The sequence below is a fragment of the Undibacterium sp. 5I1 genome (assembly GCF_034314085.1).
In the GTDB taxonomy this organism is placed as follows: domain Bacteria; phylum Pseudomonadota; class Gammaproteobacteria; order Burkholderiales; family Burkholderiaceae_D; genus Undibacterium.
The window spans coordinates 4,354,614-4,371,506 of sequence record NZ_JAVIWI010000001.1 but is presented as its reverse complement, the minus strand read 5'-3'; the positions used below and the strand labels follow the sequence as shown (position 1 = coordinate 4,371,506).

14 protein-coding genes are annotated in these 16,893 nt (G+C 47.5%); 5 read left to right on the top strand and 9 right to left on the bottom strand.

Features of this window, described 5'->3' with window-relative positions:
• Position 1: 1 nt before the first annotated feature.
• Together RGU72_RS19110 and RGU72_RS19105 are read right to left on the bottom strand one after the other, a co-directional pair.
• Positions 2–1,174, bottom strand: coding sequence for an efflux RND transporter periplasmic adaptor subunit (locus RGU72_RS19110; RefSeq protein ID WP_322121253.1), 1,173 nt, complete (start codon positions 1,172–1,174; stop codon positions 2–4).
• Between the two features lie 123 nt (positions 1,175–1,297).
• Entirely contained in the window at positions 1,298–1,933 is a 636-nt protein-coding gene (locus RGU72_RS19105) for a TetR/AcrR family transcriptional regulator (protein WP_322121252.1), read from the bottom strand.
• 666 nt (positions 1,934–2,599) lie between these two features.
• Between RGU72_RS19105 and RGU72_RS19100 the strand changes: the two genes are divergently transcribed.
• On the top strand, positions 2,600–2,818 hold the full coding sequence (locus RGU72_RS19100; RefSeq protein WP_322121693.1) for a YkgJ family cysteine cluster protein: 219 nt from the start codon (positions 2,600–2,602) through the stop codon (positions 2,816–2,818).
• Here the strand turns inward: RGU72_RS19100 and RGU72_RS19095 are convergent.
• On the bottom strand, positions 2,796–3,188 hold the full coding sequence (locus tag RGU72_RS19095; protein ID WP_322121251.1) for a cytochrome c family protein: 393 nt from the start codon (positions 3,186–3,188) through the stop codon (positions 2,796–2,798). The genes RGU72_RS19100 and RGU72_RS19095 overlap by 23 nt on opposite strands.
• Before the next feature lie 601 nt (positions 3,189–3,789).
• On the opposite strand from RGU72_RS19095, the gene RGU72_RS19090 reads away from it, so the two are divergent.
• Both RGU72_RS19090 and recQ read left to right on the top strand, forming a co-directional pair.
• Positions 3,790–4,665 (top strand): undecaprenyl-diphosphate phosphatase, encoded by an 876-nt coding sequence (locus tag RGU72_RS19090; protein WP_322121250.1) that lies wholly within the window; start codon positions 3,790–3,792, stop codon positions 4,663–4,665.
• 3 nt (positions 4,666–4,668) lie between these two features.
• Positions 4,669–6,498: a DNA helicase RecQ gene (recQ, locus tag RGU72_RS19085; RefSeq protein ID WP_322121249.1), complete on the top strand. Its 1,830-nt coding sequence runs from the start codon at positions 4,669–4,671 to the stop codon at positions 6,496–6,498.
• A gap of 313 nt (positions 6,499–6,811) precedes the next feature.
• Here the strand turns inward: recQ and RGU72_RS19080 are convergent, their stop codons facing one another.
• Complete coding sequence (locus RGU72_RS19080) at positions 6,812–7,318, bottom strand: peroxiredoxin (protein WP_322121248.1); 507 nt, start codon at positions 7,316–7,318, stop codon at positions 6,812–6,814.
• A gap of 325 nt (positions 7,319–7,643) precedes the next feature.
• On the opposite strand from RGU72_RS19080, the gene RGU72_RS19075 reads away from it, so the two are divergent.
• Both RGU72_RS19075 and RGU72_RS19070 read left to right on the top strand, forming a co-directional pair.
• Entirely contained in the window at positions 7,644–9,275 is a 1,632-nt protein-coding gene (locus RGU72_RS19075) for a hypothetical protein (RefSeq protein WP_322121247.1), read from the top strand.
• Between the two features lie 65 nt (positions 9,276–9,340).
• Positions 9,341–10,861, top strand: coding sequence for a S8 family peptidase (locus tag RGU72_RS19070; protein WP_322121246.1), 1,521 nt, complete (start codon positions 9,341–9,343; stop codon positions 10,859–10,861).
• A 144-nt stretch (positions 10,862–11,005) separates the two neighbouring features.
• On the opposite strand, the gene ftsZ is transcribed toward RGU72_RS19070, so the two are convergent.
• The 5 genes from ftsZ to murC all read right to left on the bottom strand — a co-directional run bounded on the left by ftsZ (position 11,006) and on the right by murC (position 16,890).
• Complete coding sequence (gene ftsZ, locus RGU72_RS19065) at positions 11,006–12,205, bottom strand: cell division protein FtsZ (RefSeq protein WP_322121245.1); 1,200 nt, start codon at positions 12,203–12,205, stop codon at positions 11,006–11,008.
• A 157-nt stretch (positions 12,206–12,362) separates the two neighbouring features.
• The gene (ftsA, locus tag RGU72_RS19060) at positions 12,363–13,595 is read right to left on the bottom strand and encodes a cell division protein FtsA (protein WP_322121244.1); all 1,233 of its coding nucleotides are present in this window, start codon (positions 13,593–13,595) and stop codon (positions 12,363–12,365) included.
• Positions 13,596–13,599: 4 nt separating this feature from the next.
• Positions 13,600–14,403, bottom strand: coding sequence for a cell division protein FtsQ/DivIB (locus RGU72_RS19055; RefSeq protein WP_322121243.1), 804 nt, complete (start codon positions 14,401–14,403; stop codon positions 13,600–13,602).
• 4 nt (positions 14,404–14,407) lie between these two features.
• A complete protein-coding gene (locus tag RGU72_RS19050; RefSeq protein ID WP_322121242.1) occupies positions 14,408–15,370 on the bottom strand; it encodes a D-alanine--D-alanine ligase in 963 nt (320 codons plus the stop codon).
• A gap of 98 nt (positions 15,371–15,468) precedes the next feature.
• The gene (gene murC / locus RGU72_RS19045) at positions 15,469–16,890 is read right to left on the bottom strand and encodes a UDP-N-acetylmuramate--L-alanine ligase (RefSeq protein ID WP_322121241.1); all 1,422 of its coding nucleotides are present in this window, start codon (positions 16,888–16,890) and stop codon (positions 15,469–15,471) included.
• Positions 16,891–16,893 lie beyond the last annotated feature (3 nt).

Below are 16,893 nucleotides of genomic sequence, written 5' to 3'. Positions count from 1 at the left end.
CTTAGCCTTTGCTATTGGTCTGAACGGCCGCTTGCAGCACTTTCACTGCAACGCCGGAACGCAAACTGCCGAGATTAGCTTTGACGATTTGCGCATCTTTTGCCAGACCAGATAACACTTCTACGCTAGCAGTGCCATTACTCTCGCCTTGCAATCCAAGCGTCACGTTTTTTTGTTGCAAGACATTGTTTTCAATCGCATACACAAAGGTTTTATTGCCGTCGTATTGCAATGCCGTTTGCGGGATAGTCATCACGTCGGACTTTTTATCGAGCGCTAATTGCGCTTCCGCAAAGACGCCCGCTTTAACTTGTCCATCCGTATTGGCGACCTGAATATAGGTCATGATAGAACGTGAGCCAGATTGGACTGCCGGATTAATCCGCGTCACTTTACCGACTATCGCCGTAGCGATGCCTTCAACTTTGAGCGTCACTTGCTGGCCTAATTTGATACTTGCAATATCTTGGCTAGGAACCGCTGCTTCCATCTCCAACACACGCAAATCGACAATATCCAGTAAGCGATTATCGGGCGAGACTTTTTCGCCCGGCTGTACACTGCGGACACTCACCAGGCCAGCAATTGGCGACTTGACGATGGTATCTGCCAAGGCTTTTTGTGCGACGGATAAAGCACCTTTGGCAGAGTCAACATTGGCTGCAGCGATCGCATATTGGTTTACGCCATTATCAAAGGCGTTGGCTGAAATAAAATTTTTATCCAGCAATGCCTTGTTGTTATCACGAGTTTGCTTGGCGATATCCAGCTGGCCTTGGGCTGCCTTGAGTGCGCCGCGTGCCTGCTCTAGCTTGGCATCGTATTCTGTGCTGTCCATTTTGACTAAGACCTGACCGACCTGTACGGCCTCACCTTCACGCACCAGCACTTCGCGCACTTCTGCCGCGACTTTGGCCTTGACTGCGGATTGATTCATGGCGCGCAAGGCACCTGACAAGGTCAAGGTTTTTTGAATATCGGTGGAAGCGACCGTCACAATATCTGTGGGTAAAAACTCTAATATTTGTGGTGTACTTGTAGTCGCTGTCAAACTAGCGACTGATTTTTGTGCTGTATTTTGGAGGCTCTCAATCGATTTTTTCTTCAAGAAAAAAAGTCCTGCTCCCAGCAATACAAATACAACAATGATCCATAATCCCCGACGCTGTAGCATAGTCATCCCGTGTTATTTAATTTTTATTGTGTTTTTATTGCAAGTACATCACTGTTGCAGCAGCCTTGTTCAAACTAATTTAGACTAACATAGTGCCAGTGCGATCGACGCTCACCAACCGCGTCAATTTGGATTGGCTAACAAACCATGTAATGCCATGTCCATATAATGTTCCAGATAGGTTTCCAGATCCTCGGTCCGAATCTGGCACACGCTATAGGAATGCTTCCACATCATCATCATGATCATAGGCGCGATCAATATCTTGGCGCCAATACTAGGATCAATTTTCCGCATTTCCCCGCTATCTATACCTCTTTGCAACAAACGTATCATCATTGCATCGCTGGGGGCGATCACTTCTTCGTAATAAAACTGTGCCAGATCAGGGAAGTTAGCCGCTTCCGCCATCATCAACTTACTCAGTCCCGATAATTTGGTTTTGCCAATGCGCTCCCACCAGGTTCCCATAAACTGGCGGAACAAATCGGCAGTGCTGCCAGTAAATTGATCAATTAACTCACCCGCTTCGCCAATTAAAGGGACGACGCTATCACGCACGACTGCTTTAAATAGCTCTTCTTTACTGCTGTAATACAAATACAAAGTCCCTTTGGAGACACCAGCAATGCGTGCCACATCATCCAGACGGGTTGCGGCAAATCCGCGCTCGACAAATAAATCGAGTGCAGCAGCAAGTAGTTCTTGAGGGCGAGCATCCTTACGACGCTCCCAGCGGGGCTTGAACGGACAGGGCATGATGATGGGGAAATTTAACTTACTGAAGAGTCAGTAATATAAACTTCTCTACCCTGAGCGTCAAGGAAACAGTTTCCGCTACAGCCTTACCAAAGCATGCTCTGGAGTTGTTTCCCATTGCCGCATCGCACTGAGGCAGATTGTCAGGTTTCTATCAGTATCTCGCCATCAATATGCGATCAAGCAGCAAAAGTGGAGGCTGAAATGACAAAATACAGCCGCGAACGACAAGATCACCGGAGGGATTGATGGTTTTTCAATATGGTAAGTGTCTGCTACTATTTAAACCCAGATTTTCCATAGTAACAGCGACAAGTGTGCCTTTGGCGAACTGACTGGCTAGACGCGACGACGACGCAAGCTGCATCTTGCTAGGAGGAGCAACAACGCCAGGCAGTTCGCCAAAGGTGCAATTGTCGCTGTAGCGCTCCCACTCAAATCGCGGTGGTGTTATCCCTCTGATGACCGCATGCCGTCTGCGTTTCTGCGAAGTGGTAGCGGTCTAATGGAAAATCGGGGTTGAATAGGAGCTGAGAAGTGTCTACGATGCACCTGCAACACAAGTCATGCCGTATCCTGGTCAAAACTCTACTGAATAACTTTTACTAATGAAATACCCACATGATTTGTCGTGACAATTGCGGTGCGTGTTGCACCGCCCCTTCGATTTCGAGTGCTATCCCCGGAATGCCCAATGGCAAACCGGCTGGCATCAGATGCATACAATTGACGGCGAATAATCAATGTCAGATTTTTGGGCGTCCGGAGCGCCCCTCCTGTTGCTCAGGACTTCAGCCGTCCACAGAGATGTGCGGATCAACCCGGGAACAAGCGATTCTATGGCTTAGCGAACTAGAGAGAATCACTGCACCGGCTTTGCATTAACCATTGGGAAGCTACGCAAGTAAGTAAGTAGATTGGTAATTTCCTTCTCATCACCAATCCCGTAAAAACGCATTTTTGTACCGGGTACAAGATCGCTGGGGTCCTTCAAAAATGCGGTCAACGATTTCTCTGACCAGACGATGCCTGAATTTTTCATTGCTTGTGAATATCGATAATCACCCGTTGCCCCTGCGCGTCTGCCGATAATGCCATTCAGTTCAGGGCCAAAACCACCTCGGGCAGAGGGACCTACCTGGTGACACGAAGCACATTTTTTAAAGGCGGCCTTACCGGCCTCCAGGTTGCCAGAAGTTTGCGCCGAGGCAAACTGACTGACCAGTACGAATATCAATAAGACTAATTTATGCATGATGGGTCAATAGTGGAGGTAAGTATGTGAAGTGTGCATGCAATACATCGCTGCAACGCGGACACAAAATAGATCATATCCAATTTTTGTAAAACAGGATTAATGGGACGACGTTGGGCTTTTTGAAGGCACCCTTCGAAGTTGTACTACTCAAAGACTCACGCAAAACCGCCCCAGCTGAGTTGTAGCTCCTGGCTCTACTTAAGTGCTATCTTCGTCGCCACGCCTTGCGGGGACAATTTTGCGTAAGCCTTATATTTTTCACTGACAACCACCCTGCCAGCATATATCTGCATAGCGCTGACGGAATCTCAAACGCGCCCGACCTGTACAAACATTCTTTGCTATATTTAAAATACTCCCATATAGTATTTTAAATATGTCCATATATTATATGGACAATACACCATTTAATAAAAATTTTATGGGGAGTATATGAATTTATCGTACTTTGTAACAAATTCGAGGGGCGCGTAGCATGCGACCATGTTAAGCTTCGTGCCGACTAATTGAGCATGCGATTTTTCTCATATTTGTCCAGCATTGACGCATCATCTACCTTCTTTTTTTCATCCCATTCACTCACAATTTTCTGCCGACTATGGATCTTATCTTCGCCGTAAAAATCATCATCATGGGTATCGTTGAGGGACTGACGGAATTCCTGCCGATCTCCTCTACAGGGCACTTGATACTGACGGGTAGCCTGATTAACTTTACCGAAGGCATTTCATCAGATACGGCCAAAGTATTTGATATCGTGATACAAGCTGGTGCAATTTTCGCGGTTTGCTGGGAATATCGGCAAAAAATTGCGAGCGTGACGATGGGATTAGCGAGCGATAAAAAATCTCAGAAATTTGCGCTCAACCTAGTGGTTGCGTTTTTGCCTGCAGCGATACTCGGCGTGTTGTTCATCAAAACAATCAAGGCCTATTTATTTGCGCCAGTTCCGGTCGCACTCGCCTTCATCATCGGTGGCTTGATTATTTTGTGGGTAGAGCGTAAAAACAAACCCGCTACTGGCAACGCAAACACAGTCGCCAGTGCGGACAAAGTGGCGCGTGTCCAGTCCGTGGATGATATGACGATGTTAGATGCGCTCAAAATTGGTATCGCTCAATCCTTCGGTTTGATCCCCGGCACCAGCCGTTCTGGCGCGACGATTATTGGCGGTATGTTATTTGGCTTAAGCAGAAAAGCCGCCACTGAGTTTTCGTTCTTCTTAGCGATTCCGACCTTGCTGGGAGCAACTGTATATTCGCTCTACAAAGCACGTCATGAATTGTCGATGACCGATGTGCCTGTATTTAGCCTCGGAACTGTTGCCGCATTTATCTCAGCCTTCTTTTGTGTACGCTGGTTATTGCGTTATATCGCTTCTCATAATTTCAATGCATTTGCCTGGTACCGCATCGCGTTTGGCATCATGATTTTAATTACTGCCTACACTGGCGCGATCGCCTGGGTTGATTAAGTTGTGACAGAAGCTAGCAATACTGCCGATCCGGCACTGCACTTATTACAAACCGTATTTGGCTACCCGTCTTTTCGTGGGCAGCAAGAACAAATTGTCGGACATGTCGTCAAGGGCGGTGACGCTCTGGTGCTAATGCCAACTGGCGGCGGTAAGTCTTTGTGTTATCAAATTCCGGCGCTGATACGGCATGGCGTCGGCATCGTCATCTCGCCACTGATTGCGCTGATGCAGGATCAAGTGGATGCGCTGGAAGAAGTCGGTGTGCGCGCTGCCTTTCTCAATTCGACGCAAAGTTTTGACGAAGCCTTACGTATCGAAAAAATGATGCGTAACGGCGAGTTGGACATGGTGTACATCGCGCCAGAGCGCTTGATGACACAGCGTTGTCTGGAATTATTATCGGTAACGCCACTGGCTCTTTTTGCGATTGATGAGGCGCATTGCGTATCGCAATGGGGTCATGATTTCCGGCCGGAATATATCAAGCTGTCGATCTTGCATGAACGCTTTCCCTCGGTGCCGCGTATCGCCCTGACCGCGACCGCCGATCAGCAAACCCGTGATGAAATTATTCACCGCTTGCAGTTAGAAAATGCACTGCAATTTGTCTCGTCCTTTGATCGTCCTAACATCCGTTACCAAATTGTGGAGAAGGCGAATGGACGCAAGCAATTACTCGATTTTATTCAGGCGCAACACAATGGCGATGCGGGGATTGTGTATTGCCTGTCGCGTAAAAAGGTCGAAGAGACCGCTGAATTTTTGAATGAAAACGGCATCACTGCTCTGCCCTATCATGCCGGGATGGCGCTGCCGGACCGGACAAAAAATCAGTCCCGTTTTTTGCGCGAAGACGGGATAGTGATGACGGCGACAATCGCCTTTGGCATGGGTATCGATAAACCTGATGTGCGCTTTGTCGCCCATCTGGATTTACCCAAAAGTATTGAAGGCTATTATCAAGAAACTGGCCGTGCAGGACGTGATGGAACGAGTGCCAATGCCTGGATGGCCTATGGTTTGCAAGACGTAGTTCAGCAGCGTCGCATGATTGATGAATCCGAAGCGAATGAAACCTTTAAACGTGTGCAAGGCGTTAAGCTCGATGCCATGCTGGGCTTGTGCGAAACGCTGAATTGCCGGCGCGTACATATCCTCGATTATTTTGGACAACAATCGCAAGCCTGCGGCAACTGCGACACCTGCTTGTCACCACCAACCTCGTTTGATGGCAGCCTGGCAGCACAAAAAATTCTTTCTACTATCTACCGTGCCGATCAACGCTTCGCTGCGGGTCATATCATTGACGTTTTGCGCGGCATCGATACTGATCGCGTCAAGCAATGGCGACATGATCAGCTGTCCACTTTTGGTATAGGCTCTGACAAAAGCGAAGCAGAGTGGCGCGCACTGTTGCGACAATTAATCGCACTCGGTCTGGTCTCAGTCGATTATGACAATTTTAGCTCGCTAAAACTCACTCAAGAGTCACGCGCTGTTTTAAAAGGCGAGACCAAAGTACAACTGCGGCAATATAAAAAAGCAGAAAAAGCCGTCAAACATAAACGTCAATCGGCAAAAGATTACGCCGAGTCAAACCTCTCGAATAGCGAGCAAGCTATCTTCGAGAAACTGCGTTGGTGGCGGGTAGAAACTGCCAAGGCGCACAACACAGCGGCCTTCATTATTTTCCATGATTCGACCCTGCGCGAAATCGCCAAAGCCAATCCTAGATCAATGGACGATTTACGAGGTGTGACTGGCGTTGGCGAGAAAAAATTAGAGCGCTACGGAGCAGAAATTGTGGCGTTGATTGCGGAATTGCAGTAAGCGGTGAATCGCCTTAATAAATCATTTTGGCGAATGACTTTAATTCATCGATTTTATGGAAAAATCACATACCCCCCCATTATTTTCCTATAAACGTCCTATAGACCAGTAAATATATGGACAATAAAATATACTTACCTGGAGTATAAAAAAATAAGAGAGTGGGCATCATGCGCACTCTCCTATATATTTAAGCTAAGCTTTGTACCATATTCTGATAATGCTCAAGCAAGCTTCAGATCATGAACTAGGATCTAATCCAGACTTGATCCGGCTCGTATCCTCATCCTGTTTCATCCTGTCGCTACTCAAATCAAGCTAACTGCCCCAACAAAGTCTCGGCATTTGAAACTTCAAATTTGCCGCCTTCTTCTACGTTCAATTGCTTAACTACGCCATCAACAACCAGCATCGAGTAACGCTGTGAGCGTGTGCCCATACCAAACTTACTGAAGTCAGCATCCAAGCCCAATGCTTTACTGAAATCTGCGTTGCCATCGGCCATCATACGTACTGTGCCGACTGCTTTTTGCTCCCGACCCCATGCGCCCATTACAAACGCATCGTTGACCGAGATGCACCAGATTTCATCAACGCCTTTAGCCTTAAATTCAGCGGCATGCTGCACATAACCCGGTACGTGTTTAGCGGAGCAAGTTGGCGTGTAAGCACCTGGCAAACCGAAGATAGCAATAGTTTTGCCTTTGGTTAAATCTTCTACTTTAAAAGTATTCGGGCCGAGGGAGCAACCCTCTGATTCAACTTCAATAAATTCTGCGAGGCTACCTGCTGGTAAATGCTGGCCAATTTGTATGCTCATTATGATTCCTTTCATTTAACTCAAAATAATCTTTATTACAATTGTGGTGCAATACATTTTTATTAATAAATGATGCATGCACACTGACGAAGTATGCCTCAGACATGAAAATCATGTAGAAAACAACAAAGTGCTCGTTTTTTAAATTGAAAATATTTCGTAAAGTGAATTTAATCTTGTTTTAGTGTCTTTTAATTTGATGGCTAAATTTCTAGATTAAGCCAGTGCTAAGATAAGTATGAGTAGCGATGAGACAACATATCAACGTTATTGAAATAAAAATAGGTGCACATATCAATCCACTGTTTTGGGAGCAGGGTAGCAAATGAATATATACATCAAGTCAAATGGTATTCCATTAAAAAGCATGGCGTCGGCCTTAGCGAGTATTGGATTTACGGTACTTCTTGCCGGATGCGGCGGCAGCGACTCATCTGCGCCACCAGCACCACCGCCTTCGCCGACGGTTTCAATTGACGTTTTCGGTGCACGGGGTACTACTTTGACTGCTGTAGTCAATAGCACTAACTGCTCGGTAACACCAACAGTCAGCTGGCAAGCATCGTCTGGCGTTGCCTTAGGTACTGGCACTAGCGTACAAGATACTCAACCAAATTCTGCTGTCACAGCGACTGCAAGCTGCTCTACGGCGACTGCAAGTCAAACTCTGCAGGCTAATTCCGTCTACAGCGCACTTGCAGCTTTTGCTGTTACGCAAAATGGTACAGCCTACGCTTGGGGCAATCCAGTTTGGGGCGGACAAAATGCATCGTCCTCAGTGATTACAGGTATTGCACAGTTGTTCCCTTCAGATCGCGGCTTTGCTGCACTGCTAACTGATGGCACGGTTAAAGTTTGGGGTAGCAGCTACGTGTCTCCGACCACCGCTACAAGCGCACTGACAAACATTGCCTCCATTATTCCCGGTCGCGTAGCTTTCTTTGGCGTAAAAAAAGATGGCTCTTTTACTGCGTGGGGTACTTATCGCGGCGTGCTGTCTGGCGTTGATGTACCTTTCAATGATCCAAATTACGGACTCAATGCAGCAACCGTAGCGTCTTTGACAAACATTAAAAGTATCGCCTCCACTGAAGGTGCTTACGCGGCAATCAAAGCAGACGGAACTGTCGTTGCATTTGGTGATGCGGACACGGGCGGTGATGCAAGTTCAGTGCAATCGCAACTTACCAATGTGATCCAAGTCGTCGGCACAAATTATGACTTTGTAGCACTTCGTAAAGACGGTACCGTGGTTAGTTGGACCGGCTCATTTGGCTGGGCAATACCAACCAGTGATCAAGTAGTGACGAATGTAAAAAATCTGACTGCCGGTGGCGCAATTGCCGTCGCGACGACGAATGCTGGCATCACATTTGGATTCGGTTATGCCAATGACATCGAGGCGGTAGACACGCGTATTTTAAACAGTAACGGCATTTTGACAAACATCACTAATGTCTACTCAACGCAAACTGCTTTTGCGGCCTTACGCGCGGACGGTACCGTTGTAAGTTGGGGTGATTTGCCACGTATGCAGGCCAGCTTAACTACTGCACAAGCTTCACTAAACAAAGTGAAATCAATCCAATCCACTGAATATGCATTTGCGGCTCTAAAAGCTGACGGTACCGTGGTAAGTTGGGGTGATCCTAGCGTTGGTGGCGACAGCAGCGCGGTAACCGCACAGTTGACGAACGTGGTTTCAATCACGGCGAACAAATATGCGTTCGCTGCACTCAAAGCTGATGGCACAGTAGTGACTTGGGGCATGCCAAGCAAAGGTGGCGACAGTAGCGCAGTTACAGCGAAACTAGTGAATGTCCGTGCAATTTATGCCACACCATTTGGCGCCTTCCTTGCAGTCAGTAAAGACGGCACCTTTACTAGCTGGGGTGATCAATGGGCGGGTGGCGGAGCAGTTCCGGCAGCTCTGACAAAAATCCCATTTTCCAGTTAATTACTAGAAAATAACTCATACAACGATCTACATCCCAAACGATAAATTATCGGAGAAAATACAGAATGAAATCTTTACTGTTCAGCGTTAAACCTTTACTGTTAGTCGTAATGAGCACGATGCTAAATGTATCTGTCTTTGCACCTGCTTTTGCGTCTGCAGTTGACCCAAATAGCGCAAATAGCACTAAGCCGCAAGTCGAGCAAAAACTCTCTCAAATCATTATCAAATATCACAATGAGAGAAGTAATATGCTTGAGTCGGCTGCTAGTGTCGGAGGCAATCTAACTGCCTTGGCACAAGTACAGGCACAACGCCTTTCCACACTACAGTCGGTGGCGCAAACTTTCGGTACCTCGTTTGTACTGAAGCGCCAGATTGTGACCGGAGGTTGGGTTTATGCTTCCGATATCGCTTTAAAACCAGCTGAAATGCGTGCTCTGGCAGCCAAACTGGCTAGCGTCGATTCGACTATCGAATATGCGGAACCAGACTACATTCGTCGTCCTGCTTATGTACCGACGGATCCTTTGTTTTCTACCAACCAATGGGATATGCAAGATTCCAAGACCCAAGTAGGTGCTTTGAATTTGCCAGCAGCTTGGGATATCACAATGGGGCAAAACATTGTCGTGGCTGTGCTGGATACCGGGTATCGCCCGCATCCAGATATTCTGCCTAATTTGGTTCCAGCACAAGGCGGCAAGGCAAACCAATATGGTTATAACTTTATCAGTAGCCCTGCAGTAGCACGGATTGCCTTACCAGCTGGCGCATCAAGTGTTCGTGGTCCAGACGCAATCGACTTAGGTGACTGGGTCAGTGCAACTGACACATCGTGTGGTCCATCGAACAGTTCTTGGCATGGTACGCACGTTGCAGGTATCGTGGCTGCTGCTACAAACGGCATTGGCATCACAGGAGTCGCGCCAAAAGCAAAAGTGCTGCCTTTGCGCGTACTCGGCAAATGCGGTGGCTATGATTCTGATATTGCTGACGCAGTAGCTTGGGCCGCAGGACTTCATATCAGCGGCATACCAGATAACATCAACAGAGCCAATGTCCTGAATCTTTCTCTAGGTGGCACAGGTGTTTGTACTCGTACTAGCGCAACCGCATATCAAAGCGCGATCGCAGCTGGCACGGTGATTGTAATTGCTGCCGGCAATTCAAGTATTGATGCCAAACTGTCATCGCCAGCGAACTGCCCAGGTGTAATTACAGTAGCATCGACTTCGATTGCAGGTGGTCGTGCGAGCTATTCCAACTACGGCGGCACAGTAACCGTCGCGGCTCCGGGCGGAGGCTTCACAACAGCGAATGATCAGATCACATCGACTTTGCCAACAGGTACAACCGTTGCTACTAACGATTCTACGTATGGTATGTACTCTGGTACTTCTCAAGCGACACCACATGTGGCTGGCGTAGTGGCTTTAATGTTGTCAGTTAATCCCAGATTAACTCCGGCACAAGTAAAAAGCATCTTGATTAAAACAGCTCGCCCTGCACCAGCAAACTGCCCAGGTTGTGGCGCAGGCATTGTAGATGCGGCAGCTGCGGTCAAGGCTGTAACTGGCGGTTAATAGCAACATCGCTAGATCCAGACAAATTCTGGGTCTGGCGAGTGATATTTAAGAAATAATTTAAAATTATTTAAAAAGTAAGCCATAAAAAACCCGCATAAATGCGGGTTTTTTATGGGTTTTGTCAGATTTTATGGCTAGATTTTAATCAGCTTGTTTTCTTAAAAACGCGGGAATGTCATAAGTTTCCATACCATTTTTTTCCAAAGCACGAACCGTATCTGACGCAGACTCACGACGCCATACTGCCGGCTTACTCAAGCCATCAAAACCACTGGAAGCAGTCGTCGTACCTGAATGCATGCCAGCCGAAGCTGTCGTTGGCGACGCCATCATTGGTTCATTATGAGTACCTGTGCGCAGCATTGGTGTTTGTACCAACTGGATATTTTTCTTGCCCCGACCCAAGCCAGTTGCCACCACTGTGACACGAATATCATCACCCATCGTATCGTCGTAAGCGATACCTTGTGCGATAGAAGCATCAGGTGCTGCAAAAGCGCGAACTGCCGCCATGACTTCTTTGATTTCTTTACCTTTGAGACCGCGGCTAGCAGTCACGTTGACCAAGACACCCCGAGCACCGGACAAATCGATACCATCCAACAACGGCGAAGCAACTGCCTGCTCTGCCGCAATACGTGCACGATCAACACCGGATGCTGTTGCCGTACCCATCATCGCTTTACCTTGTTCGCCCATGATCGTTTTCACGTCATTGAAATCAACGTTGATATGACCTGGAACATTGATGATTTCCGCAATACCGGCAACCGCGTTGTTGAGCACGTCATCGGCGTGTTGCAGCCATTCGATCATGCTGTCGTCTTCGTAGATCTCTTCCAATTTTTCATTGAGAATAATAATCAGCGAATCCACATGCTGTGACAAGGCTTCCAGACCCTCGTCAGCGATGTCCATGCATTTTTTACCTTCGTATGAGAAAGGTTTGGAAACCACAGCAACCGTCAGCGCGCCTAATTCTTTGGCGATCTGTGCCACTACGGGGGCAGCACCAGTACCGGTACCACCGCCCATACCAGCAGCGATAAATACCATGTGCGAACCACGTAATGCATCTTGAATGCGAGCACGGGATTCTTCCGCCAACTGGCGACCGACTTCCGGCTTCATCCCTGCACCCAAACCGGTTTCACCGATTTGAATGACGTTGTGTGCCTTAGATTGCAGCAATGCTTGAGCATCAGTATTAGCAGCGATAAATTCAACTCCTGCCACACCTTTGTTAATCATGTGCTGCACAGCATTACCACCTGCGCCACCAACACCGACGACTTTAATTACGGTGCCTTGCGTAGCGTTATCAACCATATCGAACTCCATCATGACTCCTTTAGGTAGGCAGTTTTTAGTCGATAGGCATCACGTTTGAAATACAAATTTTCAACAACGGTGTCACGCCTAGCGACTAATAACTGCGGATCAGAACATTATAAAATGATTACTACTATTTATGCGAAAAAATACACCAAAAAACTGCTTAAAAATTCCCCAAAAACCACTCTTTCATGCGCTGCCATACTGCTTTTGCAGAACCTTCCTGCCGCGTAACAATATGACCACGCATATACTGCTTCTTCGCTTCCAACAACAACCCCAAAACTGTGGCGTAACGCGGGCTGCGTACGACATCTGCTAACTGCCCCGAATACACCGGCATACCTAAACGTGTCGGCTTTAAAAAGATATCTTCAGCCATTTCTACCATGCCTGGCATGATCGCGGAACCACCCGTCAATACGATGCCGGAGGACAGCACATCTTCATAACCAGATTCACGCACTACCTGATGCACTAAGGCGAATAATTCTTCGACCCGCGGTTCAATCACAGCAGCTAAAGCCTGACGCGATAACGAGCGCGGACCACGATCACCAAGACCCGGTACTTCCAAAGAATCAGATGGGTCGGCCAGCACCTGTTTGGCAACACCAAAACGAATCTTGATTTCTTCTGCTTCTGATGTTGGTGTACGCAATGCCATAGCGATATCATTGGTGATCTGATCACCGGCAATTGGGATTACAGCGGTATGACGGATTGCACCTTCGCTAAACACAGCCACGTCTGTCGTGCCGCCACCGATATCAATCAGGACAACGCCAAGCTCTTTTTCATCGCGGGTCAGCACTGCCTCGGCCGATGCCATTGGCTGCAAAATCAAATCAGACACTTCCAGACCACAGCGGCGTACACACTTGACGATATTCTGTACCGCGGAAACTGCACCAGTGACGATATGTACTTTGACTTCGAGACGAATGCCGCTCATGCCAATAGGCTCGCGCACATCATCCTGGCTATCCACAATAAATTCTTGCGGCAAGGTATGTAGCAGTTGCTGATCGGTCGGAATATTTACTGCCTTGGCAGTCTCAATCACGCGCGATACATCAGCAGCCGTGACTTCTTTATCTTTAATCGCAACCATGCCGCTGGAATTAAAGCTGCGGATATGACTACCTGCAATACCGGTATAGACATTGCGGATTTTGCAGTCCGCCATCAGCTCGGCCTCTTCCAATGCACGCTGAATTGATTCGACCGTCGCCTCGATGTTGACGACTACACCTTTTTTCAGCCCCTTGGATTCGTGCTGACCAAGGCCGATTACTTCATGGCGACCATCCGGCATGACCTCTGCGACGACCGCAACAATTTTTGAGGTGCCGATGTCCAGGCCGACGATCAGGTTTTTTGCATCTTTTGTCATTTACTTACTTTCGTTTGACATTGAGTTTGCTGCTTTGTTTTCCACTTAACTTGCTAGCGATACCGAAGCCACTGTGACTCGATTTCAGCGCTAATCCATTCGGATAACGCATATCGACACTTTCAATACTGTCTTGCAAACTTGCGACTAACTGTGGGTACACTGTCAGCAATTTATCTACCCGGCTTTGCAGAGTCTGATCATCCTGTACCCGACCCAACTCGACTTTCATACCGTTGTTCAATTTCACACTCCAGGCGTAACGACTGGAGTACTGCACAGACTCGGGCGCTAAACTGATTTTGGCAAACCAGGTTTTAAAATCGATATAGCGCGCCAGCACTTCTTTCTCACTACCTTCTGGTCCCGCAAAATCAATTAACTCCGCATCCTCTTCCGCTTCAGCCAGATTGGCGGTAAATACATCGCCCTTCACTGACATCAATCGTCCTTCTTCACCCCAAGTACCCAAAGCCTGATGCTCTTCCAAAGTGACAATCAACTTATTTGGCCATTCTCTTTGCACGCTAGCTTTACGCACCCAAGGTACCGCTTCAAATGCAGTACGTACACCGTCCAGATTTGTCGTAAAAAAATTACCCTTCAATTTAGGTAAGGCAGTATCACGAATCGTCAGTGCATTCACGTGTCGTAATGGCTGCTGATCGGCGCCTACCACTTGAATTACTTTTAACGTAAACATCGGACGCTGCACTAACCACCACACACCAGACATCATCAACGCAAGCAAAAAAACACCGAACAACGCATTTGCTGTTGTATTCATAGACCTGACGTCTTGCCACATATGCTTACTGATTACCCTTCGACATCTTTAAGCGAGCGGATTGCAAAATTTTCAGACATAAATCTTCATAACTTAAACCAACTGCACGAGCGGCCATTGGCACCAGCGAATGTCCTGTCATACCTGGCGAAGTATTGACCTCAATCAAAAACGCTTGGTTGTCGGATGCTCGGAGCAATACATCAACCCGCGCCCAGCCTTCGCAATTCACTGCACGGTAAGCGTCTACAGACATTTGCCGTATTTGCTCTGACAATGCAGCATCTAACGGCGCAGGACAAAGGTACTTGGTATCGTCGGTAAAATATTTATTCTGATAGTCGTAATTACCTTGTGGCGCTACGATCTCAATGATGGGTAAGGCGTAAGCGTCTTTACCAGTACCCAAAATTGCTACGGTCAGTTCGCGACCTTGAATAAATTCTTCAGCCAATACCTCGTCATCAAATTGCGCTGCCAAAGCATAGGCATCCTTCATATCGGAGTAGCCATTTACTTTAGTGATGCCAATTGTCGAGCCTTCATGTGGCGGTTTTAAAATCAAAGGCAAACTCAGACGATCTGGTACCAGACGCAATTCCGTTTCAGCGTTTAATACTTCGTATGCTGGTGTCGTCAACTGATGGTTCTGCCAAATTTTCTTAGTAAAAATTTTGTCCATCGCAATAGCTGACGCCATTACGCCGCTGCCGGTGTAGGGAATACCTAATTGCTCCAGCACACCTTGTAAGCTACCGTCCTCACCGAAACGACCATGCAGAGCGATAAAGACACGATCAAATTTTTCAGCTGCCAGATCAGCCAGACTACGCTCGCCAGTATCAAAGCCATGCGCATCCACACCTTTGCTTTTTAAAGCCGCCAGTACGCCCGTGCCGGACATGATCGATATCTCACGCTCAGCGGAGCGCCCACCAAACAGTACGCCAACTTTACCTAATTCGTTTACGTTTGCAATGTCACTCATGATGGCATCTCTGTCTTCTATTCCGTATGAAATTCAATCGTCTTTACTTCGCTTATATTGAAGTTAATAGCATTAACTTCGTCAGTCTTTAGTACTTATTAATCAAATGCATTTGCCAGTTTTGCCGGAACAGCGCTGATCGATCCGGCACCCATTACAATCAATACATCGCCATCTTTCAGCACATGTAAAAGATTGTCTGGCATATCGCTAATCTCTTCTACAAAAACCGGCTCTACTTTGCCTGTTACTCTTAAAGCTCTGGCCAGCGCACGACCATCGGCAGCGACGATCGGGGCCTCGCCGGCGGCATACACTTCTGCCAAAACAACTGCATCGGCGGTCGAAATTACCTTAACAAAATCTTCAAATAAATCACGTGTGCGTGTATACCGATGCGGTTGGAAGGCCAGCACCAAACGGCGTCCGGGATATGCACCGCGGGCAGCGGCTAAGGTTGCGGCCATTTCCACCGGATGGTGTCCATAGTCGTCGACCAATGCAAAAGTACCGCCTGCGTGACCGCTTACACTTATGTCTGTACCGGTATCAGGTAAAGCGATTTCACCATAACGGGTAAAACGGCGACCGACGCCATGGAATTCACTTAACGCTTTTTGAGTGGCAGCATCGGCGACACCAACTTCACGGGCGACTGCAATCGCGGCGCACGCATTTTGTATGTTGTGCATACCGGGCTGATTTAAGCTCACGTGCATAGGTTCGCAACCATCCTGGACTACGGTGAATTGCATCATGCCACCAACAGCTTTAGCATCAGTTGCGCGGATATCTGCTTCTTCATGAAAACCGTAAGTCACAATCGGTTTAGAAATGAAGGGCATAATTTCGCGTATATGTGCATCGTCCAGACAAAGAATAGCGACACCGTAAAATGGCAGACGTTGAGTAAACTCGATAAACGCTTGCTTCAATTTTCCAAAGTCATGCTCATAGGTTTCCATATGATCAGCATCAATATTGGTGATGACTTCAATCACTGGCAACAAATTCAAAAACGAAGCATCAGATTCATCCGCCTCTGCCACAATAAAATCACCACTACCGAGCTTGGCATTAGCACCGGCACTATTTAAACGACCGCCAATAACAAACGTTGGATCAAAACCACCTTCAGCCAGAATACTGGCAACGAGACTTGTCGTAGTAGTCTTGCCGTGAGTGCCTGCAATTGCGATACCGCTTTTTAAACGCATTAACTCGGCCAGCATTAATGCTCTTGGAACGATAGGTATATGCTTTTCTCGTGCGGCAACAACTTCAGGATTATCCGCTTTGACCGCAGTGGAAGTGACGATTGCATCGGCCCCCGCAATATTGTCTGCTGCGTGTCCAAGCATCACTTTTGCGCCCAGACTGGCTAATCTTTGTGAAGCCGCGTTACTACCTAAATCCGAACCAGAAATCGTGTAGCCCAGATTAAGTAAGACCTCGGCAATACCGCTCATTCCGGAGCCACCGATACCGACAAAATGAATGTGTTTGACTTTATGTTTCATATT

Excerpts from the sequence above, each read along its gene's own strand:
- RGU72_RS19050 (WP_322121242.1), bottom strand. The coding sequence starts at position 15,370 with ATGAGTGACATTGCAAACGTAAACGAATTAGGTAAAGTTGGCGTACTG.
- RGU72_RS19080 (WP_322121248.1), bottom strand. The coding sequence starts at position 7,318 with ATGAGCATACAAATTGGCCAGCATTTACCAGCAGGTAGCCTCGCAGAA.
- RGU72_RS19095 (WP_322121251.1), bottom strand. The coding sequence starts at position 3,188 with ATGCATAAATTAGTCTTATTGATATTCGTACTGGTCAGTCAGTTTGCC.
- ftsZ (WP_322121245.1), bottom strand. The coding sequence starts at position 12,205 with ATGGAGTTCGATATGGTTGATAACGCTACGCAAGGCACCGTAATTAAA.
- RGU72_RS19055 (WP_322121243.1), bottom strand. The coding sequence starts at position 14,403 with ATGTGGCAAGACGTCAGGTCTATGAATACAACAGCAAATGCGTTGTTC.
- RGU72_RS19105 (WP_322121252.1), bottom strand. The coding sequence starts at position 1,933 with ATGCCCTGTCCGTTCAAGCCCCGCTGGGAGCGTCGTAAGGATGCTCGC.
- RGU72_RS19090 (WP_322121250.1), top strand. The coding sequence starts at position 3,790 with ATGGATCTTATCTTCGCCGTAAAAATCATCATCATGGGTATCGTTGAG.
- RGU72_RS19110 (WP_322121253.1), bottom strand. The coding sequence starts at position 1,174 with ATGCTACAGCGTCGGGGATTATGGATCATTGTTGTATTTGTATTGCTG.
- RGU72_RS19075 (WP_322121247.1), top strand. The coding sequence starts at position 7,644 with ATGAATATATACATCAAGTCAAATGGTATTCCATTAAAAAGCATGGCG.
- RGU72_RS19070 (WP_322121246.1), top strand. The coding sequence starts at position 9,341 with ATGAAATCTTTACTGTTCAGCGTTAAACCTTTACTGTTAGTCGTAATG.
- ftsA (WP_322121244.1), bottom strand. The coding sequence starts at position 13,595 with ATGACAAAAGATGCAAAAAACCTGATCGTCGGCCTGGACATCGGCACC.
- murC (WP_322121241.1), bottom strand. The coding sequence starts at position 16,890 with ATGAAACATAAAGTCAAACACATTCATTTTGTCGGTATCGGTGGCTCC.